Genomic DNA, 21,736 nt, shown 5'->3' on the forward strand with positions numbered 1-21,736 from the left:
AGTGCATCTGCCCGCACTCGACGGTCGCGACCCACTCGGCTTCCTCGCCGCCCTCGGCGTCCTGCGCCTGCTCACCGACCACGACCACCCAGGCACGTTACTGTCCTTCGACCCCCAGACAGCTACCGCGATCATCCACAGCGGCCACCCTGACATCGACACCATCGTTACCGCCCTCGGCGGCATCGTCAGCTCGACGTCCGAGCACGCCGCGATCCCCGGTGTGCCGGATGACTTCCCGCCAGCCAACCCCGGAACCGGCGGTGACCCCCTACGCGTGCCACGGCATGCGTACAACGCCAAGGCCATCACCTTGAACGATCAGGACACCACTGGACGCGCCCACGCCTGGCACGGCGCCCTCGTCACCGACCTCGCGGTTGACGACAGAGGACGATGCCGACCCACCCCTTACACCGCGCCCGCCGGCCAACAGGCTCTGCGCACCTTCTTCCACAAACCGTTGACCGCTGTGCGCCGCCACCCACCCGCGCTCAAGGAAGCACTCACAGGATGGCGGCGCATCGACCGCCTGCCCCGCCTCGACATCCTCACCGGCGAAAGCCTCGACCACCGCGCCATCCGCGACGCCGTCGACCAACCCGACGGCGAATCCCGCCCGTCCGCCGTACCCGGCGCCACCTGGCTCGCCACCATGGCCCTGCCACTACTCCGCCTCACTAGCACCGGCGCCCGCCGCACCGCTACCTGCTGGTACGAGCTCCCCGGACAAGGCACCGAGATCATGATCTGGCCCCTATGGCGACCACCTCTTGACACCCACGCCACTCAAGCCCTGCTAGAACACCCCGCCATCCGGCCCGAAGTCATCGACGCTGTGCCAACCGCCAGCCTGACCCGCCTACGCCCCCTCGGAGTGATCACAATCGCCGCGGCTCGACGCCTCGCAAAAGCCAAATCCGACGGCGAGCTCGCCCCCACCTCAATCCAGATCACGTGATCTGCACGGACCGGACTTACCTCGATGTGGTGTCGCGCGCCCAGTGGATCTAGGAATCTCCAGCATGCAGCCACCAAGCGGACCTTTCCGCAGCTCAAAACGGGATGGGCTCGGACGATGCGCCATAGCCTGAGTCTGAAGATCTACGACACGTGCCAAGAATCTCCTGGCCAGAAAGGGCTTCAGCGGCATCCCTACGCCGCTCTCCATTGCGGTAACTCCCAGGATCGCCGGCAGGAGAAGGTGAACCGGCTTCAGCGGCATCCCTACGCCGCTCTCCATTGCGGCCAGATCCGGATGTCCTTGCACTGCTTGGTGGTCTTGAGGCTTCAGCGGCATCCCAACGCCGCTCTCTATTGCGGCAAGGCGGAGTGGCGCACGTACTCCACCGATCTCGCGGGCTTCAGCGGGGCATCCCTCAGCCGCCGCTCTCCATTGCAGCCCAGGCGGCCCAGCTGCAGCGCTGGATGCGGATCTGCCTCAGCGGCATCCCTACGCCGCTCACCATTGTGGCCGGATGAAGCTCGGCTACCTGCGCCGCCAGCGCGTCGCTTCAGCGGCGTCCCTACGCCGCTCACCATTGCGGGCTGCGGTACGGCCTTGATGAGGAGTTCGAGGATCAGGCTTCAGCTGCATCACTACGCCGCTCACCATTGCGGCTCAAAAAGGGCCGGGGCCTCGTACCCGCGGAGGAGCTTTAGCGGCACACCGAGGCCGCTCTCCATTGCGGCGAGCTGGCCGAGCGGCTCCTGGCGGTCCCCTTCCGGCTTTAGAACTCCTAACTCTTCGTGGTCCGGAGGCGGCGCCAGCAGATGAGGGCGCAGCCGAGTTTGAGCAGGGCTTCGTGGATGTCGTCGCGGATCTCCCAGCGGATGCGTAGACGACGGAACCAGTGCAGCAGCGCGAAGGTCTGCTCGACGACCCAGCGGAACTTCCCCAGCCCGGAACCATGCGCGGTGCCGCGGCGGGCGATGACCGGAGTGACGCCGAGCTCACGGACCTGGGCACGGTACTTGTCATGGTCGTAGCCACGGTCGGCGTAGACCTTCGGCGCCCGCTGGCGGGGCCGTCCGCGTTTGCCGCGGATCGGCGGCACCGCCTGCACCAGCGGCAGCAGTTGCGTGACGTCGTTGCGGTTGCCGCCGGTGAGCAGCACCGCGAGGGGAACACCGCCGGCGTCGGTGATCAGATGGTGTTTGGAGCCCGGCCGGCCGCGGTCTACCGGACTCCGGCCGGTTTTGGGCCACCCTTGAGCGCTCGGATATGGCTGGCGTCGACCACGGCCCTCGACAGGTCGAGCTTGCCCGCGGCACGCAGCTCGGCCAGCAGGACCTCGTGCAGCCGTTGCCAGACGCCGGCGTTGTTCCAGTCGCGCAGCCGTCGCCAGCAGGTCATACCGCAGCCGAAGCCGAGCTCGCGGGGCAGCCATTCCCAGCGGATGCCGGTGTAGAGAACGAACAGGATGCCGCACAACACCTTGCGGTCATCGACCGGTCGACGACCAGGACCCGACCGCGGCCGCTGCTTCGGAATCAGCGGCTCGACCCGGGTCCAGAGGTCGTCGTCGACCAGCCACGGTTGCGGGTCGCGCTTCCTCATGTCACCGACAACGACCACACCGAAGATCAGGTCATACCGATACACCCGATTGAGTTAGGAGTTCTTAGCGGCATCCCAGGCCGCTCTCCATTGCGGCCAACCACTCGCCCATACTCGTCCCCGTACGCGGCTCAGCTTCAGCGGCATCCCAAGGCCGCTCTCCATTGCGGCTCGTTGAGGAAGGCCAGGATCTGCGAGACCGGCAGCTTCAGCGGCATCCCAACGCCGCTCTCCATTGCGGCCTGGCCCGGTGGCGGTCTTGGCGCAAGCGCTGCGGCGCCTAAGCGGCGTCCCTACGCCGCTCTCCATTACGGCAGGTTGTTGCCGATGCGGCGCAGCTCGTCGACGGCGGCTTCAGCGGCATCCCTACGCCGTTCTCCATTGCGGCTCAGCACCACGTCGGAGCGGCTTCCCGCCTGTTGGTGGGCTTCAGCGGTGTCCCTATGCCGCTCTCCATTGCGGCCATGCCTCGGTGGTCTGCCGTTCGGCGTCGCGTTCGCTTCAGCCGCATCCCTATGCCGTTCTCCATTGCGGCGTGGCGGCTGCCCGCCGGGAGCCCGGCGCGGTGTTTGGCTTCAGCGGCGGCCCTACGCCGTCACCATTGCGGCTCCTCACAGTGGGGCGGTCCTGAAAGGCGAGATCCGGCGTGCTTCAGCGGCATCCCTACGCCGCTCTCCATTGCGGCTCGAACAGGGCCGGGGCCTCGTACCCGCGGGGGAGCTTCAGCGGCAGCCCTACGCCGCTCTCTATTGCGGCGCGGCTGGCCCGCCCGTCGGCATCGTGCTGTCCAAGCTTCAGCGGCAGCCCTACGCCGCTCACCATTGCGGCACCAATAGCCGGGGGTTGTCGCGCCGGATCATTGTGCCTCAGCGGCTGTCCCTATGCTGCTCACCATTGCGGCGCTCACCAGGCCGGCAGGTTTACAATCGTCTGGATTTCGCGGCATCCCTACGCCGCCCTCCATTGCGGCCGCGAGGGCGCCATCATCATCCTGGCCGGGATGGTTCAGGCTTCAGCGGCATCCCCACGCCGCTCTCCATTGCGGCCGGCGCCTCGCGGCGTCACCGCCGGCCACGCAGGTCAGTCCAGGCTTCAGCGGCTTCTTGCGCCGCTCTCCGCGGCCAGCGAGACTGCGGAGAGCGGGCTACCTGGGCATGCTGAGGACTCACCGGCCGCTTGGGGCCGGTCTCCACTACGGGGCTAGGAACTGTTTCTGGTTCCTGTCGGTCCTTTCGGTGTCCGCCGTGGCGTCCCATGCGGCGCCGAGGGACGCCAGTTGGTCGGCGTACTCGATGCGGGTAGCCCAGTGAGCGGGCCAGATCTCGGCGCCGCCGGTGGCTCCGAGGAATGCTCCGGTGAGGCAGGCGATGGAGTCGCTGTCGCCGGAGCTGGTGGCCGCGCGGGCGAGGGCGGTGACCGGGTTGTCCGGGAACAGCAGCGCGCAGTACAGGCCGGTGGCGAGGGCTTCCTCGGCGATCCAGGCGGCGCCGGTCGCGGCGCACGGGTCAGCGCCGCGGTCGGGGTCGATCAGGGCCTCGCTGAGCCGGTCGACGGCTGCTGCGCATTCGTCCCAGCCCGCGGCGATGAACGCCTCGGGGGTGCTGGCCCGGGCCACCGACCACAGGTCACCGAGCCAGTCGTGGTGGTAGCGGCGGCGTTGGCTGGCGCAGTGGTCGCGCAGCGTGGCGGGCAGCGTGTCCAGGTCGGCGCCGTCGCGGAGCAGCCGGACGGCGTAGGCGGTCAGTTCGGCGGCGGTCAGGCCGGTGGGGTGCCCGTGGGTCAGCGCGGCTTGCAGCTGCGCGATCCCGGCGAGGATGTCGAGGTCGAGGCCGGGGATGAGTCCGACCGGGGTGACGCGCATGTTCGCGCCGCAGCCTTTGGAGGTGATTACGGTGGCGTGCTGCCACCGGCCCGGCTGGGCCAGTCGGGAACAGGCCGCCATGCATGTGCCGCCTGGGGCCCGGTTGTTGTCCGGGCTGCGCCACCAGGCGACGAACCGGGCCCGCAGCCTCGGCTCCAGCTCGTCCGGGGTCAGCGCGGCGTCGTCGTGCAGTGCGTGAGCGACGGCGAGCGCCATCTGGGTGTCGTCGGTGACCAGGGCGGGGTCGCCTTCCAGGTCGCGGGGCCCGCCGGGCCCATACCGGGCGATGATCTGCTCGACGGTCTGGAATTCGGTGGGTTTGCCGAGGGCGTCGCCGTAGGCGAGGCCGAACAGCGATCCGGTGGCGTGCTGCATGGCGGTACTCCTGTCGAAGGTGGAGGGCGGCCCCACGTCAGCGGCTGTCTTCAGCGGCGGGTGGGCCGGGCGGGATGGTTCAGGCGATACCGGCGACGGCGTCGAGCAGCTGCTGCGCGCGGGCGAACGCGATCTTCTTGTGGCCGTAGCTGGGCCAGCGGGCGTGCATGACCTCGTGCGCGATGACGGTTTCGGCGTCGCCGCGGGTCGGCAGCAGCCGCGGGCTGAGGTAGATCAGCGGGACCGGCCAGCGGGCACCGGCGGGGCCGGTGTAGGCGTCACCGGCGCACCAGCGGCCGACGGTGCGGCCGGTCCGGCGGTGGTAGGAGCGCGGGTCGAGGACGACGTCCACCGTGATCCCGGCCGCCGCGGCGTAGGCGTGGGTGCGGGTGAGTAGCCACCACAGGTCGGCGCGGGCGGCGCTGTCGGCCTGGTCGAGGTGGTGGTGCAGCAGGCTCTGGCGGTGCTGCACGAGGGCGCTCATGGCTGCCCCTGCCCGCGGGCGGCCAATAGCTCGTCGAGGGCGTCGAGCGGTACGCGCAGCAGTTCCGCGAGTTGTTCGCGGCGCTGGGGGTCGAGCTGTGCCTGACCGGATTCGAGTTGGCTGTAGCGGGCCTGGGTGATGCCCAGGTGCGCGGCGACCTGTCCTTGGGTGAGGTTGCGCAGCGCCCGTAACAGTTCCACCGTCATCGGCGCTTCGGGGTCGAGCAGCTCGGCCGCGTCGACGCCGAGGGCCGCGGCCAGGGCGTGCAGTGCCTTCGCTGCCGGGCGGCGGGTTCCTCCCTCATAGGCGACGATCTTGAGTCGTTCCCGGGTCACCGCGCTGTCCGACGCCGCCGCGGCGAGGCTGCGGGCCAGCTGTTCCTGGCTCAGTCGGCGCTCGCGGCGCAGCGTGCGCAGCCGTTCGGCGCTGAATGCCTCGATCACGTGGCGGGCCCGGGTCATGGCTACCTCTCGTCGGTGCTGGTGACGGGCTGGCGCTCGGGCGGCGTTACGCCGCCTCGGGCAGCTCGTCCAGCTGGTACTGCACGGCCTGCATGAGCACTACCCGGTTGAACCGGTCCGGTGCCCAGCCGCGCTTGGCGGCGGCCGGGCCGTGCAGCGCGTCGCGGATCGCCGCGGCCAGGTTGCGGGCGGCCAGCTCCGGCGTCTCCCCGATGCCGAACAGACCCTTGTGGAAGCTGCGGTCGGTGCCCGTCGCCACCCATCCCAGGCCCTCGATCTGTGCGGGGGCGAGCGTGTACGCGGCGACGTAGGTGTCCTTGGTGACCTTCATGTCAGTCCTCCTGTCTACGGCTCCACCGCCGTTCTTATATCAAGGTAACGTTAGCTTGATATAAGCACAAGGGGTTATGCGTACCGGCCCGTCCAGGAGTCCTCGTCGAGCGCGTCGAGGGCGAGCTCTTCGGCGGCGTCCAGACGGGCGCCGACGAAGGTGTCCCACGCGGCGAGGACATCGACCGCGGCGCCGGTCGCGGGACGGATCCGGGCCCGTTGGCCGCTGCGCAGCTGCATGACGAGCTCGCCGCTGTCGGTGCGCACGTCGGCGAGCTGCAGGGCGCGCCGCGGGCATTGGTTGAGGGCGAAGACCGTGGTGCCGTCCTCGCCGGTGACCGGTGCGGACAACGGTCGCAGCCATAGACAGTCGGCGTCGTCGGTGTCCAGGCGCCAGGCGCGGGCCAGCGGCGCGGCGAAGGTGATCTCGCCGCCGGGGTCGGAGACCACCAGTTCCGCGTCGGTGTCGAGCAGCTGCTGCAGGGTGCGGTGCCAGTCAGGGTTCATGGAGTGCTCCCGGTGGGTCGAGGTGGACAGAGCCGTCAGGTGACGACCTGGTCGATGGGGCGTCCGCGCAGCTCGGTGATGCCGCGGTCGGTCAGCAGCTTGAGGATTTGGGCGCGTTCGCCGGGCCCGGAGCAGACGATGCGGCTGGGCGCCTCGGCGCCGAGCAGGTCGAGGCCGTCGCGGAACATCACCTCGTTGTTGCTGGCGCCGAAGGTGGCGACCTTCATCGGGTCGCGGGTCAGGGAGCCGGAGTAGTGCTGGTTGGCCGGGTTGATGGCGCCGAGGTGGTCGCCGTTGTAGCCGTACCAGTCGGCGCGGCGGATCAGCACGTGCGGGTCGTCCCAGACCAGGGCCGGCCCGCTGGGGGCCTTGCCGGAGACGCGCAGGAAGACGCTGTTGGCGCCGCCGGACTTCTTGTCGGCGGCCTCGCTCATCCCGATTCCGGTGGCGGTGCCCATGGTGGCGCGTCGTTCGGTGCTGGCCAGCACGCCGGTGGATAGCATCTGGGTCAGGCCGCCGCCGCCGAGGCGGTGGACCAGCTTCTTGCCCTTGAACGCCTGCGCGACACCGTCCGCGTTGCCGCCCACGTCGAAGCGCGACCAGGTCAGCCAGCCGCCGCTGCGCTGCGGGGTCGGGTCGTAGCCGGCGCTGGCGGCCAGGGCGGCGCCGTCGGTGTGGCCGGTGGCCTGGGCGACGGCGTCGCGCACGGCGGTGACCTTCTTCGGCAGCACCCGGGCGGCGGCCTCCAGTTGCAGACCGCGGGCCATCGCGGCCAGCTCGGTGTCGCTCTTGCCGACGGCCTCGTGGGCGTGGCTGTAGTACAGCTCCTGCAGCACCAGGTCGTGCAGCTGGGCGGAGTCGGCCAGCGCGCCGGCCACGGCCGGGTTGCTGGCCAGGCCCTGGGCGGTGATGTTGGCCTGCAGGTAGCTCCACTCCCCTTCGCCGGCGGTCATCGGCCGGTTCACCAGGTGCAGCTGGCCGAGCCGGTCGACGAGCTCGGCCGCGTGCCCGGCGCCGGGCGGGGCGATGACCTCGAGTTTGCCGCGCAGGCTGTAGTCGGTGTTCTTCGGGTCGTTGGCCGCGTACGGGCGGTAGACGGCCTGGTAGCCGTCGCCGAGGTCGATGGCGTACTCGGTGCCGTCGGCCTTGCTGCGCGCGGTGCCGTCCCAGCTCGCGGTGCCGGTGGCCGGGTCGATGCTGGCGTTGATCCGAGTGGCCTTGCGCGAGGTGATCGCGAGGCCGTCGCTGGTCTGGCCGGGCACCGGGACCATGGTGGTCACGGTGGCCACGCCGTGGTGCAGGTACGGCTCCACCATGGGAATCTTGCCGCCCTCGGTGTAGCCGGCGTTGACCGTCCCGTCGACCCGGTCGCGGATCGCGGCCAGGTGCTGGCCGTAGTGCGCCGCCATGGCCTTCTCGTCCGCGGTGGCGCCGGGGTCGTTCTGGACTGCGGCGACGGCCTGCTCCGCGGCGGTCAGGTACCCGACGACGTGCTCCGGGATCGCCTCGCCGTTCTTGAGCCGGTGGTTGACGCTCTTGGCGGCCTTGGCGACCTGTTCGTGCAGCTGCTGCTGCTCGTCGACGGGCAGCCGGCCGTTGACCTGCTGTTGGACCTGCGTGGCGACCATTTCGGTCGAGCCGTCGGCGAGCGCCTCGAGCAGTTTCGCCTCGGCGGCCTCGTCGACCGTGGCCAGCAGCACCTCGCGCGGCCCGTCCGGGCTGTCGTAGGCGATGACGGTGGCGGCGGAGTCGACGAGGTCGGCGCCGCCGACCAGCGCCGGCACGCCGGTGGCCAGCCCCACCGGCACCTCGTCGGGCACCGGCAGCAGCGGCTCGTCACGCGCGGGTGTCTGCTCCGGGTCCTCGTCCGCCGCCGGCGGTGGCGTCGCCTCGCCGGCGGGCTGCTCGGGCGATGGTTCTGCCTCGACGTCCGCGCCGGGGTCGCCAGCGGCGGCCGTCTCGGTGGCCGCGGCGAGCTCGGTGACCGGTTCGTGGCCCATGACCGTGTCGATGGCGCCCATCAGCTCGTCGAGGAAGTCGCTGACCTGCGGCGGCAACGGGCCCGCCGCGGCCGCCGTGGTGGTGGCGGCCGCGGTGGTGGTGGCCGCGGTGGTGGTGGTGTCGGGTGCGGGCGCCGCCGTGGGTGCGACGGCGTAGGACTGGTGGCTGCTCTTGCCGCCGGTTCCCACTATTGGCCTCCCTTGAGCAGTGTGCTGGCGCCGGGCAGCTTGAGCTCGCCGCCGAAGAACGTGGTGAAGGCTTGGCGCAGACCCTTCTTGCGGTCGACGGCCGCGTCGAGGAACGCCTCCGCGACCTGGGCGGTGCTGACCTTGTCGGCGGGGATGCCGTGGGTCTTCGCGGCGCGCTGGCGCATCGCCGGCGCCCAGGACACGCCCTTCTTCGCTCCGGTGTGGGCGGTGTCGTGCAGCATGGCCCGCCACTGGCTGTCGGGGATCTTCTCGATCGCGGCGAGCACCGGGTGCGCCGCGGCCGGGTTGACGGTGACGCCCTTGGGCAGCGATCCGCTCTGGTGGGCCTGATAGAGGGTGTGCGTGATGGTCGAGCCGACCGGGTTGTAGGACATGCTGAGCTTGTCGGAGTCGCAGAACTTGTACGCCTGGCCGAGGTCGATCGCGAGCATCCCGCCGGCCGGGGTACGCAGCAGGTTCGCCGCGTGCCCGTCGTGGTTGCTGACCGCCCACGCGGCGACGTGGTAGCGCACGATCGCGTCGGCGTCGGCCTGGCCCCAGGACTTCGGCGAGGCGGGGAAGTGGTCGGCCTGGGTGACCAGCGGCTGCACCGAGCCGCTCTTACCGGCGACGGTGGCCCGGTAGACGGGCACGGCGGGTAGCCCGGCCGCGGCGAACACCCGGGCCGCGTCGGACTCCGCGGCGGCGCGGGCACCTCCGCTGGAGTCGGACTTGAACATCCACGGCTTGCCGTCCGGGCCGGTGTGCAGGCTCTTGCTGTGCGTGCCGCCCAGGTGGCTGCCGGAGGTGCCCTTGCCGAAGTCCCAGCCGGCGACGACCTTGTCGTCTTGGCGGGCCGGCAGCCCGCTGCTGCTGGCCGCGGCGTGCTTGAGAGCAGCGACCAGGTTGGCGTGCTGGGCGACCCACCCGGCCGACTTCGCCACGACCGGGCCGCCGGCCTTGGCCGTGCCCGCCGGCTTGGGCTTTGCTGCTGTGCTGGCCGGTTCGGTGGCCGCGCCGGTGACGGCCGGGGTGGCCGCGGCGGGTGCTGCGCCGCCCGCCGCCGGGGTGGGCTTCGCGGCGGTGGCTTTCGCGGTGACCGCGCTCTGCAGCGCCGCGGTGTCGATGGCGGTGTCCCACTGCCCCGCGATGTAGTTCTGCACCTGCGCGCGGGTGCCGACCCCGGCGTTCTCTAGGCCGAGAGCCGCCGCGACGCTGCGCAGCTCGCCCACCGGCTGGGTTTTCGCCCACTGCCGGAACCCGGTGGCGCAGTCTGCTGCGCCGACCGTGGACAGCTTCTGCAGCGGGACACCGGCCTGGCCGTGCCACAGGTTGATGGCGGCCTCGGCCTGGTAGCCCTTGCCGATGAGCGGCGCGAGCTCGGCGAGCTTGGCCGTTCCGGCGGCGTCCCAGCTGGCGGGGTCCTTGGGCTTGAGCGGCCCGCCGATCAGGTCATTGATGGCGACGGCGGCCTGCAGGCGGTCAGCGACCTGCCCGGCGCGTTCGTCGGCGGTCTGCAGCAGCGCGCCGGCCTCACCCTGCGGGGTGCTGCGCCGGGCGGCGGCGATGAGCTCCTTGTTGCCCAGGACCCCGGCCTGCTCGGCGGTGAGCATCCCGGACGCGACCGCCGCCTCCCGCAGCTGAGGAATCGCCCCGGTCTTGACCTTGCCGTTCAGGGCTTGGCTGATGCTGTGCGCGGCGGCGGCCTGCGCCACCGCCAGGGTCTGCGGGTCGTCGGGGCACGACGCGGTGGCCAGCTTGTTCTCCGCGTCGACGATCGCGGCGAGTCCGGCGTCGACGGCCGTGATCTGCTCGACGCTCATGCCCCACTTGGCGTAGGGCAGGTCGGCGAGGGTGGTGGCGATCTGCGCCTGCAGGCCGACGACGTCGGCCAGGCTCGCGGTCCAGGTTCCATCGCCGGGCTCCGGCGCCGGCGGGGGTGTCAGGTCGGCGAGGGTGAGCCCGTTGATGGTCTCGCCGGCCGCCAGGGCCGCGTACCGGGCCTGCGCGACCTCCTGGATCTTCTGCTTGGAGGTGATGTCGGCCGGGTAGAACGGGTCGAGCCAGTGCACCAACGGGTGCGGCTGCTTTCCGGACAGCCCGACCAGCTCCGAATGCTGGAAACCCTGTGCCGCGGCGAGTTGCTGCAGCTGCTGCGGGGTGAGCTGCTGCAGCCAGGCCAGCTGCTGCGCGTGGGCGTCACCGATGGCTGCCTTGAGCTCATCACTGCCGTCGCCGTACTGCTCGAGCGCGGCCGCCACCTTGGGGGTGGCGGCCTGGAAGCCGGCGATGTCCGCAGGGTCGAGGCCGCCGTCGGTGAGCGACGCCGTCAGCGCCTGCAGCTCCGCCGGGATCTGCGCCGCCTGCCCTGCGGACTCCGACGGCCCGGTGCCGTCGCCCGGTCCCGATGCGGTGGGGGTGACGTCGTACGCCTGGTGCGCGGTCTTGCCTCCGGTACCCACGGCTACACCGCCCCGTCCACCAGCGGCAGGACCACGGCCAGCAGCTCGTCCAGGGCGAACTCGGCGGCGGTCCGCACGTCCACGCCGGCAGGGTCCGGGTCGATCTCGGTCAGCTGCAGACCGCCGGCCTCGTCCGTCCACTGCTCGACGGCGGCCGCGACGTCGTCGGCGCCGTCGAGGCGTTCCTGCCAGCGCGTCGCCCGGTCCCAGACGCGCGGCAGCCACACCGCGGCGTGCTCGCCGCCGGCGACGGCCAGGACTCCGACGACGTCGACGCACGCGCCGAGCTCGGCGTCCCACACCTGCAGCAGGAAACGGCGCGCCAGCACCGCGGCGGCGGCGCTCATCGCCGGGCCTCGGCGGTGTCGAGCAACGACGCCATGTAGGTGACGCTGGCGGTGAACGCGTCGACCGGGCGGGCGTGCAGGTCCTGGCGGCCGCCGGCGGTCATCACCGCGCCGTGCAACGCGAACTGGTGCGGGTTCTGGGAGACCAGGTGCAGCCGCGAGCCGAACAGCTCGACGGCCAGGTCGATGCGCGCGGCCCGCGACAACCCGGTGATGATCACCGGAAGGTGCGCCGGGAGGTTCTCGGCCAGCCAGTGCAGCCCGGGCAGCACCCAGGTCTGCCAGTCAGAGTCCTGCCGCACGGTCTGCAGGTTGATCGCGACGGCGGGCGGGTCGGTGTCGTCGACCCAGGCGGCCCACCGCCGCAGATCCTCGAGCCGGTACCAGTACAGGTTCGGCACGGTGTTCATGCCCGCGTTGACGAACTCGTCGGCGATCAGCAGCGACATCCGCATCGACAGCAGGTGCTGCGCCCGCGGCCAGTTGCCGAAAATGCTGTAGTTGGGGGCCAGCACCAGGTCCCAGCCCATGGCGGCGATCCGCTCGACGAGCCGGTCGACGCGGCGCCGGCTCCAGAACGCCTCGACGAGCGGGTCCAGGCCGTAGCCGACCAGCACCGCCAGCTGCCCGGGCCGCAGGCCCAGCACCTCGTGCACGTCGCGGTCGGTGAACCGCCGGTACAGGCTGGCGGTGTCCGGGCTGAACACCCGCCGCAGCCCGACCCCGTAGGCCGGCCACCGCAGCTGGGCGTCCCAGGTGGTGACCGCGGACCCGTCGGTCTGCGGCACGAACCTCGGCAGCCCTGCGGGCAGGCGCCGCTCGCCGAGGTCGATGTCGTCGAACTCCAGCGTGCCGCCGACATCGGCCATCCACGCGCCGATGTCGGTCCGCGATCCGCACCGCACCGGGCAGGTACGGCACACGTCCGTGCCGGCGGCCGTGGTCGCGGTGGCCTCGGCCCGGGCGCAGCCGCAGTAGGAGCAGTCGGGGTTGGAGCCCGAGCACAGCGGGGCGATGACCGCGGACGCGTCGACAGGGTCGGGCCCGGCGTACCAGGGGCAGCGCCGGCAGTCGCAGCCGGCCGCGGGGGCCAGCAAGGGCAGGTTGATGGGCATCGGTCAGTCCCCCAATCTCAGGCGGCGGCCGCGGCCGGCGCCGCGGGCTCGGCGGTGGTGGTGTCGAGCAGCTGCAGGATCTGCTCGGCGAGCAGCCGCAGCGAGGCGGCGTCGAAGCGGCCGGGGCGTGCACCGACGCGCAGGTCGGCCGACAGGCGCCGCAACACGTCGAGCGCCTCGGTGACCACGGCGGTGTCCAGCGCGGCCGGCGCCGGCCCGGCACTGACGCTCCCGGCGCCGGGCAGGCCACCGCTGGCGGCGCCCGAAGAGCCATTCGTGGGGGCCGGCACGGCGGGGGCCGAGGCCCGCAGCTTCTCGGCCCGGGCCAGGTTGGACAGGTCCCGGCCGCGTTCGGCGGCGTCGACGACGGCGCCGGGATCGCCCGCGCCGGCGGGCGCTTCGGCCTCGGTCACCGCAGCGGCGAGCAGGTCCGGGCGGCCCCGGCTCTTGACCGCCGCCCAGATCTCGTCGGCGACGGCGCCCTGGTCGCGGCGCAGCCCCACGAACCGGATCCGGGTGTGCAGGGCGACCTTGTGGGCGTCCATGTCCTCGACCAGGTCGCGGGGCAGGAACTCGAACGCGCGCACCAGCTCGCGGGCCTTGCGCGGACTCATCTGCAGACCCAGCCGGGTCAGCACCTCCGACCACGGGGCAGCGCAGCGCGAGTCGCCGCCGCGCAGACGCTCCAGGGCCCGGAACCGCTCGGCCGGATCGTCGAGCGCGTACACCTCGGCCGGGACGGGCCTGCCCGCGGCCAGCAACTTGCCGACCAGCACGGCGCAGCGGTGAAACAGCAGCCCCGCGGCCTGCTCTCCAGGAGTGAGCGGCTCACGGGCCAGGTTCTCCACCAGCTGCCAGACCCGGCGCTCCTCCTCGGTCAGCGGGCCCGGGCAGACGACCGCGGGGATCGTCTGGAAGTGCGGGTTGTCTTCCATGTGGACCGCACCCCACCGGCCGGCGCGCAGCCGCCGCTCCCCCAGCGCCAGGACCCGCCGCGGCGGGCCGTCACCGGACGGGATCTCCTCGACCAGGATCGGCTGCAGGTAGCCGATCTCCGCGATCGACGAAATCAGGTCCGCGAGCTCCCGCGGCACCGTCGAGTCACCCGGCGCACGGCCCTGCACGTCGGTGCCCGGCGAGCCAGGCCCGCGCAACGGCAACAGCTCGAACCGGCGCTGCCGCAGCCGCGGGGACAACGCGCCGAGGCGCCGCAGCAGCGACACCGAGCTCTCCGGCCTGTCCATACGAGAATCACCTCCTACTTTCACCAAGCGCATCGCGGAGGTCCTGGAGTACAGCCCGACGTCCGATCCGCATAGCTATGCCCGAAAATTCGTTTCCTGGAAGCCGTGATTGCAGTCGGCCAACGCTCTTTGCTGCTGCCCCAGGGCCTCACAGGATCGACTCCAGCTCCCCACCCGCGCGCCCGGCTGGCGGCCCCCGAAAGGGGTAGAGGAGGGCCTCGGGTCGTCCTGGCCGGCGTACCGTGGGCCCGCGGACCGCACGCAACGGGCGCCGTGGACTGACAGAGCGTCGACGTGCTTCGCTCCACTGACGCCCCGACCGAGTGAGAGTAGGTCCCTCCCGGTGACCGGTTCCGAGCCCGATTCGGCGACCGATTCCCCGCCCGAGCCCACACCGGCGCCGCCACCTGCGGCGCGCAAGGTGGGACGACGCCGCGCTTGGTGGGCGCCGCTGGCCGCGCTCGGGTTGGCGCTGTTCACCTGCGGCGTTGCTGGCTTCGTCCGACTGGGATTGGACAAGGCTGACCAGGCGTCCAGCGTCGGGAGCTTCTTCCTCTCCGTCGTCTCCGTGGCCCTGGGCGGCGTCAGCCTGTGGGTGAGCGTTCGGACGCAGCCCGCGCCGCCAGCGACCGGGAACGTGCACCCGGCCCCGTCTGCGGATCCACCGTCGAGGCACTGGTCGTACCGGCTCTCGCAGGCCGCTGCGGTGCTGATCCTCGTACTCGGTGCCAGTACCGCATGGTGGATTTGGCCGGAGAGCCAGCCGTCGGCCGACGATGCGGCGCCGGGCTCGTCGCCTGCGGCCACGCCAGCAGCTTCGCGAGCCGGGGGTAGTCTGCCCGCGGCTGGGCGGGTCGGCCTTCCGCCGGAGATCCGCCCCGCAGACGACCAGGCGGCATACCGTGTGACGCTCCCGCCCGGTGGCTCCGCCGACCTCACGCGTCTGGACATCCAGGATCCTGATCCTGATCCGGAGCTCGCCGACCTGGTGTATCGCGACGGCTACTTGGCGGTACCGGACGACAACAAGAGCACGAAGCTCAACCACGTAGACGGCAGGATGAGCGGCGCGGACGGCAAGACGGTCGGCGGGGTGAACCGCTGCCCCAGCATGGGGATGAATAGAACGCCGGTGTCGGCCGCTGGATTGAGCGACAACCGGGTCCTGTGTGTCTCCATGGCCCGTGATTACAAGGCGCTAGTGCAGGTGGAGCGGCTCATCCCGGGCGGCCCGATAACCCTCTTGGTCGTGGTCTCGTCCGGCTGGCCGTGCCCGATCGAGACGTCAGAACGGCCTGCGTGCCAGACCTCGAGCGCGCCACCCAGGTGAGCGGTCATCAGCCTCGCGACCGTAACCCGGCACCGATCTCGATTCCCGCCCTCGTCTCTGCGCCCGCCCCGGCCAACGCTACATCCAGTAGGTCGACCCGCTCGTCGGCCAGAGGGGTACGCCAGATAGGTCCATACGGGCCCTCGGTGAGGACCTGGTCGATGGATGCGCAGCCCAGCCACAGCACGGGCAGATGGCGACGGATCGCCGGATCGGTGCGGCACAGCTCGGAGAACACGTCGATGCGCCGCTCGATGGCCGTGCGGCTCTGGTCGGCGAACACGATCAGGATCTTCGGGAAGGCCGGGTAGGCGCGCGTCCACACCGGACGCGGGTTTGCCGTGCCGGGGGCTGCCGGCCCGGTATAAGTGAGCAGCTCGGCATACTGACGGATCTTGTTGCGGAGCACCAGCGGGCTGTACCGGCCGCGGTCGATCTCGACGAAGCGGGTGAGCAGCGTGTCGTCTGCGGCGGTACGTAGCCAGCACCGCACCACCAGGTCCGGCACGACCACGCGGGCCCGGGGTGCGACGCCGTAGCGGTGGCCGACCTCGTGATCCCAGTCGTACGGGCCGCAGTAGTGCCCCAGCCGCTCAGCGTGCCGGGCGAAGGCGATACCCACCTCGTTGGCGAGCAGCGTGTGCCGCTGCAGGGCGTTGGCCGCCTTCTCGGCGGTCATCAGGTGCCGGCGCTCGAGCACCAGGTGTTGCACCGCGGCCCGGCCGGCGGCAGTGACGTACCAGACCCGCCGCGGACGCGGCGGTCGGCGGGCGTCACGGTCGGGGACGTGCCCGAGCAGCCCGCCGTCGGAGAGCCGGCGGGTGGACCGGTGCAGGGTACGCAGGTGCACGTCGGGTGCTAGCAGCGCCCGCAGCTGCTCGGCGGTGAGCAGCCGGTGGTGCAGGCAGGCGGTCAGGATGTCGAGTTCCAGCTGCGACAGCTGCCGCACGGCGGTCGGGGTCATCCGGAGTCCTCCTCGTCAGCTCTGGTTCAGCGGTCGGGTACTGCGCCGCGGCGGCAGCGCGACGACTGTGCCGCCGCCGCTAGCCGCGGCCGGCGCGGCGGATGCGGGCTGCGCGGGGCGGTTCTGTCGGCGCCGGCTCAGCAGGGCGGTCGCGATGCGCTCGTCGAGGGTGTCCAGCCCGGCGAGGATCTCCCGGATGGGCCGGCGGGCGAGGTTGCGGTCGACGGCTGCGTCGATGACCTGCGGGGCGTCCGGGTCGTAGAGCTCCTGGTAGATGTCGGAGACCTCGAAGCCGTACAGGAACACCGGATTAGTGCTGCGGCCGTCGACGCGGAACGAGCCGATCGCGGTGTACTTGTCCAGGGCGGTGATCTGCTCCGGCGGGAACTTGCCCCATTCTCGGGCGACGGTGCGGGCGCTCTCCACGCTGGACGCCGACGTGATCAGATGCGAGCGGTTGGTCAGGAACGCCTCCTCCAGGTAGTCGGGCAGCCGCTTGATCGACTGCGCGGCGGCGGCCATCCGCAGCCCGAACTTGCGGGTCTCCTCCAACATCCGGGCCAGGTCGCGGGTGGCGTACTGCTGGATCTCGTCGGCGAACAGCCAGAACGGGCGGCGCTGCTCGGGTGGCAGGTCACGGCGGCTGAGCGCGGCGCGCAGGGTGTCGTACAGCAGCAACGCCGTGATCAACTTGTCCTTGTCGCCGGTCCCGGACGGGCAGGCGAGCACGATGTAGCCGTTGTCCATGGCGTGGCGCACGTCGTACGTCGACTGTGGGCTGCCGAACAGGGCGGCGACCCGGTCGGAGGCCCGCAGCCGGTCGAGCAGGTTGGTGACCGGGGTGATCGCCTCCGCGGACAGCTTGGCGAACCGGGTCTCCCAGAAGCTCCGGGTGTGCTCGCTCAGGAACGGCAGCACGACGGTGCGCCAGTCCTCGTCGGCGAGGATCGTGGTCATCTGGAAGATCGTCGGTTGCAGGTCGGCGGGCAGCCTCATGCCGAGCTCGCACAGCGACTGGGCGGCCATCTGGGTCAGTGTCTGCGCCCGGTTGTTGACCGTGCCCCAGCCCATCGCGCTGGCGAACGACGCGACCACCGCGGAGACCCGGGACTCGAGTTCCTCGGGCCGGCGTCCGGCCATGCTCAGCGGGTTCCAGCCGGCCTGCGTGTCCCCGCCGGCGGACAGGTTCAGCTCGAGCACCCGGTCGGCGGCCGCGCCGAGGAACGGCTTCATGCGCTCGAGGGCGTCGGCGTGCGGGTCGAGGTACAGGAACCCGACGTGGCCGCGATCGGGGCGCCGCGCGTCCTCGATGTTGGCCAGGTGCACCGCCTGCACGATCGCCCTCTCGCTCTTGCCGTACTCCGCCCGCCCCAGGTTGAGGGAGAACAGGCTCTCCTTGGCGCGGGTGCCGACCGGGCGCCAGCCGCCGCCGGGAACGACCGCGAACCCCTGCGGCAGGAACCCGGGGGTCTTGGCCGGGCTGACGTAGGTCGGCATGTGCGCCGGCGCGGGCGGCAACGCCGGTGTACGGGCGACCGCCTCGGAGGTGCACTTGAGCGTGGGCGGCTTGAGCAGGCCGAGCATCTCGGTGGTCCGCACCCGCCGGGTCCGGCGCGGGCTGAACCGGCCGGTGCGCTCGCGGTGGTCGAACCAGCTACGCCGCCACCAGGAGTCGGCGCCGTCGAACCAGGTCCGGCCGACGTTGATGCCGCAGACCTTCCAGTAGTTCTCGCCGGAGAACTGCTCGAACGCCGCGAGCAGGGTCAGCAGATGCGCACGGGCGCGTTCCTTGGACGGCGACTCGACCCGGATCAGCACCTGGGCCTGCCACAGCGGGTCGGTGGCGAACAGCTTGGTGCTCAGCGCCCGGGTCTGGATCCGCATCTGCTCGGCGACGATGCCGACGCGGCGCAGGCGGGTGGATCCTCCCCCCATCATGCTGCCTTGCTTCTGCCGGGACTCGGCGGCGTCGTCCTGGCGGCGTTGCTCGCGTTCGGCGGTGGCTACCGCCCAGCGGCGCCACAGCCGCTCCCGGGCGTGGGTGACCGCCGCCAGGTCCAGGTGCACCACCGCCCGGTCGCCGTCGGTGACCTCGGCCAGTGCCCGCGCGAACGCGTCGAGGGGGTCGGGGTCCAGGCCGCGGTCTGCCAGCGGCAGCCGGTCGGTGCGGGCCAGGGTCATTTCGGCCCGCAGCACCGTGGACTTGCCGGTGGGGGAGGAGGATTCTCCGTACCATCGTGCGCCGGCGTCGACAGGCTCGTCGGGGTGGAACCGCGGCGGGGCCGCGGTGGCCGGGCTCTCGCCCGGCGCGAGCGGCGCCACCCCGGGCCACAGGGCGGTCTTGAGGACCGCTCTGGCGTAGTCGGGCACCGACATCCGGTAGCGCAGCAGCCCGTCGCCGTCGCCGACCAGCGACACCCGGACCGCGCTCGCCGAGCGCGGGAGCAGGCTGACGGCACGGCGGGCTCGAGCGAGCTGAGCGACTGCTTGCAGAACTGGACCGGGAGGTGGGTCGAAGACTGAGTCCGGGACAAGTTCGTAGGTTGCTCGGGTCTTCAGGCCCAGCTGCGTCAGTGCACCGTGGACGATAACCACGCCAAGGGCCACACCTGCTGCGACGCCGCTCCACGCCGCGATGGCCGTCACGGTCACATGGCTGAACCACTCCAGCAGGAACTGAGGCATCACGCTTTCTGGGGTGGGTAAAGATGTCGGGATCCGCGGCGGGGTGTTTCCACCACCAGTGAGCTGCGTAAACCCGGTCACGGCTGGACCGTCCTATGCGACGTGATCGCGACGTGAAAACGACATGATCGCGACACCGAGCAGGGCAGCGCCGGCTGGGGGCGGACACGATGCGGGCTTGGCCACCAAGACACGGCAATCTCCTTTTCCACCGGGGAGAGCAGAGCGAAGAGGGCTCCTACTATCACCAAGCGCATTTGGAGTCGTCTGGAGTACAAACCCCAGGTCAGAGCCCCTTTGGGTGGTGCACGCCGAGCGGCCGTACCCGCGGGAGAACCGGGCGCCTCGGCGGTGGACCGGTGACGGCGCCAGCTCGGGGTGTTTCTAGGGGGTGTTTCTAGCCCTCGGAGCAGTTGAGACGTGCTGCTGCGGGCGCTTGAGGGACAGCCGTCGGACTCTTCGGCAAACAGGGCCTGTGGATGGCCTGACCGTTGTCCACGCATACCTGGCCGACCGGCTCACCCGGCTCCGCGCTTGCGCATATCTGGCCGACCAGCGGGCCCTCGAGAAGGCACTCGAACCCGAGGGCTGCTCGCGCTTGAGCCTCGCCGGCCGGATCGCGGCCATCGTCCACGCATACCTGGCCGACCTCGGGGCGCCGAGCGGCCTTGCTCGCGCATATCTGGCCGACCGCTCCGGACTGCAGGTGCCCTGGCTTGCGGTTGTCCACGCATACCTGGCCGACCGCGACCGCGAACGCTGTGGACAACCGGCCTACGAGGGCTCTGTCCACGCATATCTGGCCGACTAGGGCCCGCAGGTAGAGAGCGTGGCGTCACGCATAACTCGCCGACCACCACGCATACCCTGCCGACCAAGCCCGGACGATTCCCCAGCTCAAGGCCCGTTTTCCGCGGCCCCCTATAGCTTTTTCCTGTAGTTATCTCTCCTGTAGCCGAAACCCCGCACGGTGGAGAGGTGCTCTGCCCGCAGGAACCTTGCGGTACACGGATCTGCCTCGCGAGCCCGGGGGTAGCGTCCGCGACTCCTCGCCGGCTGACGTCGTTGCACGGACGTGAATCGACACACCGCCGCCGCCATAGCGCTCACGGTCACCGCCCTCACGGCCGGGTGCACCAGCCCGTCCCCGGCCCCGGCCTCCCCGCCGCTCACCATCTCCGGCCACATCACCGCGGGATACAACCTGTACAGCCTCGACTGGGAGACCGGTGCCTGCTTCGGGACCGGCGCCGCTGCTGCGCTCACCACCGGCGGCCAGGTCACCGTCGCCGACGCCGCAAACACCACCGTCGCCGTCGGTGCTCTCACCGATCCGCAGCTCATGGAGGCCGACCTGGTCGGCTCCCGCGACCGGTCCGGATTCCGCAAGGTCGGCTGCCGTTACGCGTTCACCGTGACCGGGGTCCCCGCCGGCCATCAGTTCTACGGCCTGCACATCGGCGACCAGACCCGGCAGGTGCCCGCCAGCGAGACCGCCACCCCGGTCGAGCTGACCATCGGCTCGGTGCCCGCCGACGCGACGCCGGCAGCCTGACGCTCACCCTCAGCCCAGGTGCGCCGTGGCCGAGACCCCAGGGGCGGCGGTCTCGGCCAGCCTGACCTGCCCAGATTCGGCGCGTGACGAGATGCGATTCGATGTTCGCGCTGCGACACGCCGGGCCAGGACCTCGACCTTGGTCAACGAGCCTGCCAGCCTGGAGGACATGCCGCGGCCGAAACGCACCAGCGTGGAGCTGCTGCGTGCCGCAGCGGAAGTCTGGGACAACGAGGATCCCGACATCGGATACCTCACCCGGCTGTTGACTCAGACGAACCTGCCGTACCGCGATCCCGGCGATGTCCCGGTGTGGAGCCGCCAGAACGGCAACGTGCACCTGCGGGTCGAGCCGGGTCAGCGCCGGCAGCCCGACGGCACTTATCGGCCGATCTACCCGTACGGCATCCTGCCGCGGCTGCTGTTGATCTGGATGTCGAGCCAGGCGGTGAAGACCAAGTCGCCGACGCTCGTGCTTGGACCCTCTCTGACCATGTTCATGCAGGAGCTGGGGCTCAAGCCCACCGGCGGCGCGAAGGGCTCCATCACTCGGTTGCGGGATCAGATGGAACGGCTGCTCAAGGCCCGACTGAGCGTTGAGGTCGACGGCGGCCTGGACCGCGACCAGGCCGGACAGATCTCGGTGGCGCTGCGCTGGGACCTGTTCTGGGGCAAGGACGACCAGGACCCGCTGCTGCCGTCGACGATCCAACTGTCGACCGACTTCTTCAACGAGATCGTCCAGCATCCGGTACCGCTGAACATGCAGGCCCTGGCCGCGCTGCGCGGCTCACCGATGCGGCTGGACATCTACGCGTGGCTGACCTGGCGCATGTCGTACCTGCAGCGACCCACCGTGGTCCCCTGGGCGGGGCTGATGCTGCAGTTCGGATCCAACCTGGCCGACTCCAAGCAGGGACGCCAGCAGTTCCGGCGCGACTTCGCCAAGCACCTGCGCGAGGTGCAGCTGGTCTACCGCGAAGCGAACGTCGAGGTCACCGACGCTGGCCTGGCGATGCGGCCCAGCCGTACGCACGTGCCGTTCCGCGGGATGCGCGCGCTGTCCGCCTGACCAGCGGCACCCCTGCCGCGCGGCGCCCAGAACCACCACCACGATGGCGACGGTTGCGCACGGTGCCCACCCCGGGGGTGTTTCTGGGAGGTGTTTCTAGCCCTCCGAGCAGGTATTACACGCACCCTGTAATGAGGCTGCCGAGGACCATCCCGGCGGCGGAGATAGCTCGTGACGGTGTGCCGGCGAAGACGG

The 21,736-nt window shown here is 71.1% G+C and carries 18 protein-coding genes; 5 read left to right on the top strand and 13 right to left on the bottom strand.

The window, feature by feature from the left end; genetic code table 11:
* Position 1: 1 nt before the first annotated feature.
* A complete protein-coding gene (locus tag EV385_RS33425; RefSeq protein ID WP_130513837.1) occupies positions 2-961 on the top strand; it encodes a type I-G CRISPR-associated protein, Cas3-extension family in 960 nt (319 codons plus the stop codon).
* Between the two features lie 778 nt (positions 962-1,739).
* Here EV385_RS33425 and EV385_RS33430 read toward each other — a convergent pair.
* The 11 genes from EV385_RS33430 to EV385_RS33485 all read right to left on the bottom strand — a co-directional run bounded on the left by EV385_RS33430 (position 1,740) and on the right by EV385_RS33485 (position 13,935).
* Positions 1,740-2,560 (bottom strand): IS5 family transposase gene (locus EV385_RS33430; RefSeq protein WP_207230196.1). Its coding sequence is split into 2 segments (ribosomal slippage): positions 1,740-2,203 and positions 2,203-2,560, totalling 822 coding nucleotides; the frame shifts between segments, so codons are not numbered across the junction.
* A 1,192-nt stretch (positions 2,561-3,752) separates the two neighbouring features.
* On the bottom strand, positions 3,753-4,796 hold the full coding sequence (locus tag EV385_RS33435) for an ADP-ribosylglycohydrolase family protein (protein WP_130513838.1): 1,044 nt from the start codon (positions 4,794-4,796) through the stop codon (positions 3,753-3,755).
* 79 nt (positions 4,797-4,875) lie between these two features.
* A complete protein-coding gene (locus EV385_RS33440; protein ID WP_130513839.1) occupies positions 4,876-5,280 on the bottom strand; it encodes a hypothetical protein in 405 nt (134 codons plus the stop codon).
* On the bottom strand, positions 5,277-5,741 hold the full coding sequence (locus EV385_RS33445) for a helix-turn-helix domain-containing protein (protein WP_130513840.1): 465 nt from the start codon (positions 5,739-5,741) through the stop codon (positions 5,277-5,279). The genes EV385_RS33440 and EV385_RS33445 overlap by 4 nt, the downstream gene beginning before the upstream one ends.
* A 46-nt stretch (positions 5,742-5,787) precedes the next feature.
* On the bottom strand, positions 5,788-6,072 hold the full coding sequence (locus tag EV385_RS33450) for a hypothetical protein (RefSeq protein WP_130513841.1): 285 nt from the start codon (positions 6,070-6,072) through the stop codon (positions 5,788-5,790).
* 74 nt (positions 6,073-6,146) lie between these two features.
* Positions 6,147-6,578, bottom strand: coding sequence for a hypothetical protein (locus EV385_RS33455; RefSeq protein ID WP_130513842.1), 432 nt, complete (start codon positions 6,576-6,578; stop codon positions 6,147-6,149).
* 35 nt (positions 6,579-6,613) lie between these two features.
* The gene (locus EV385_RS33460) at positions 6,614-8,767 is read right to left on the bottom strand and encodes a hypothetical protein (protein WP_207230192.1); all 2,154 of its coding nucleotides are present in this window, start codon (positions 8,765-8,767) and stop codon (positions 6,614-6,616) included.
* On the bottom strand, positions 8,767-11,229 hold the full coding sequence (locus EV385_RS33470) for a hypothetical protein (protein WP_130513843.1): 2,463 nt from the start codon (positions 11,227-11,229) through the stop codon (positions 8,767-8,769). The genes EV385_RS33460 and EV385_RS33470 overlap by 1 nt, the downstream gene beginning before the upstream one ends.
* Positions 11,230-11,231: 2 nt before the next feature.
* Entirely contained in the window at positions 11,232-11,576 is a 345-nt protein-coding gene (locus EV385_RS33475) for a hypothetical protein (protein ID WP_130513844.1), read from the bottom strand.
* Positions 11,573-12,691, bottom strand: a complete 1,119-nt coding sequence (locus EV385_RS33480; protein ID WP_130513845.1) for a DUF4417 domain-containing protein — start codon at positions 12,689-12,691, stop codon at positions 11,573-11,575. Before EV385_RS33480 ends, EV385_RS33475 begins: the two co-directional genes overlap by 4 nt.
* Positions 12,692-12,708: 17 nt before the next feature.
* On the bottom strand, positions 12,709-13,935 hold the full coding sequence (locus EV385_RS33485; protein ID WP_130513846.1) for a ParB/RepB/Spo0J family partition protein: 1,227 nt from the start codon (positions 13,933-13,935) through the stop codon (positions 12,709-12,711).
* 343 nt (positions 13,936-14,278) lie between these two features.
* Here EV385_RS33485 and EV385_RS33490 point away from each other — a divergent pair, with 343 nt between their 5' ends.
* On the top strand, positions 14,279-15,265 hold the full coding sequence (locus EV385_RS33490) for a hypothetical protein (protein ID WP_130513847.1): 987 nt from the start codon (positions 14,279-14,281) through the stop codon (positions 15,263-15,265).
* A gap of 7 nt (positions 15,266-15,272) precedes the next feature.
* Here EV385_RS33490 and EV385_RS33495 read toward each other — a convergent pair whose 3' ends face one another.
* Both EV385_RS33495 and EV385_RS33500 read right to left on the bottom strand, forming a co-directional pair.
* The gene (locus EV385_RS33495) at positions 15,273-16,229 is read right to left on the bottom strand and encodes a replication-relaxation family protein (protein ID WP_130513848.1); all 957 of its coding nucleotides are present in this window, start codon (positions 16,227-16,229) and stop codon (positions 15,273-15,275) included.
* 15 nt (positions 16,230-16,244) lie between these two features.
* Positions 16,245-18,647, bottom strand: a complete 2,403-nt coding sequence (locus EV385_RS33500; RefSeq protein ID WP_130513849.1) for a type IV secretion system DNA-binding domain-containing protein — start codon at positions 18,645-18,647, stop codon at positions 16,245-16,247.
* Between the two features lie 742 nt (positions 18,648-19,389).
* On the opposite strand from EV385_RS33500, the gene EV385_RS33505 reads away from it, so the two are divergent.
* The 3 genes from EV385_RS33505 to EV385_RS33515 all read left to right on the top strand — a co-directional run bounded on the left by EV385_RS33505 (position 19,390) and on the right by EV385_RS33515 (position 21,541).
* Positions 19,390-19,725, top strand: coding sequence for a hypothetical protein (locus tag EV385_RS33505; RefSeq protein WP_130513850.1), 336 nt, complete (start codon positions 19,390-19,392; stop codon positions 19,723-19,725).
* A 264-nt stretch (positions 19,726-19,989) separates the two neighbouring features.
* Positions 19,990-20,469 (top strand): hypothetical protein, encoded by a 480-nt coding sequence (locus EV385_RS33510; protein ID WP_130513851.1) that lies wholly within the window; start codon positions 19,990-19,992, stop codon positions 20,467-20,469.
* Between the two features lie 139 nt (positions 20,470-20,608).
* The gene (locus EV385_RS33515; protein ID WP_207230193.1) at positions 20,609-21,541 is read left to right on the top strand and encodes a replication protein RepA; all 933 of its coding nucleotides are present in this window, start codon (positions 20,609-20,611) and stop codon (positions 21,539-21,541) included.
* The last annotated feature ends 195 nt before the right edge of the window (positions 21,542-21,736 follow it).

It is taken from the genome of Krasilnikovia cinnamomea (assembly GCF_004217545.1).
Taxonomy (GTDB): Bacteria; Actinomycetota; Actinomycetes; order Mycobacteriales; family Micromonosporaceae; genus Actinoplanes; species Actinoplanes cinnamomeus.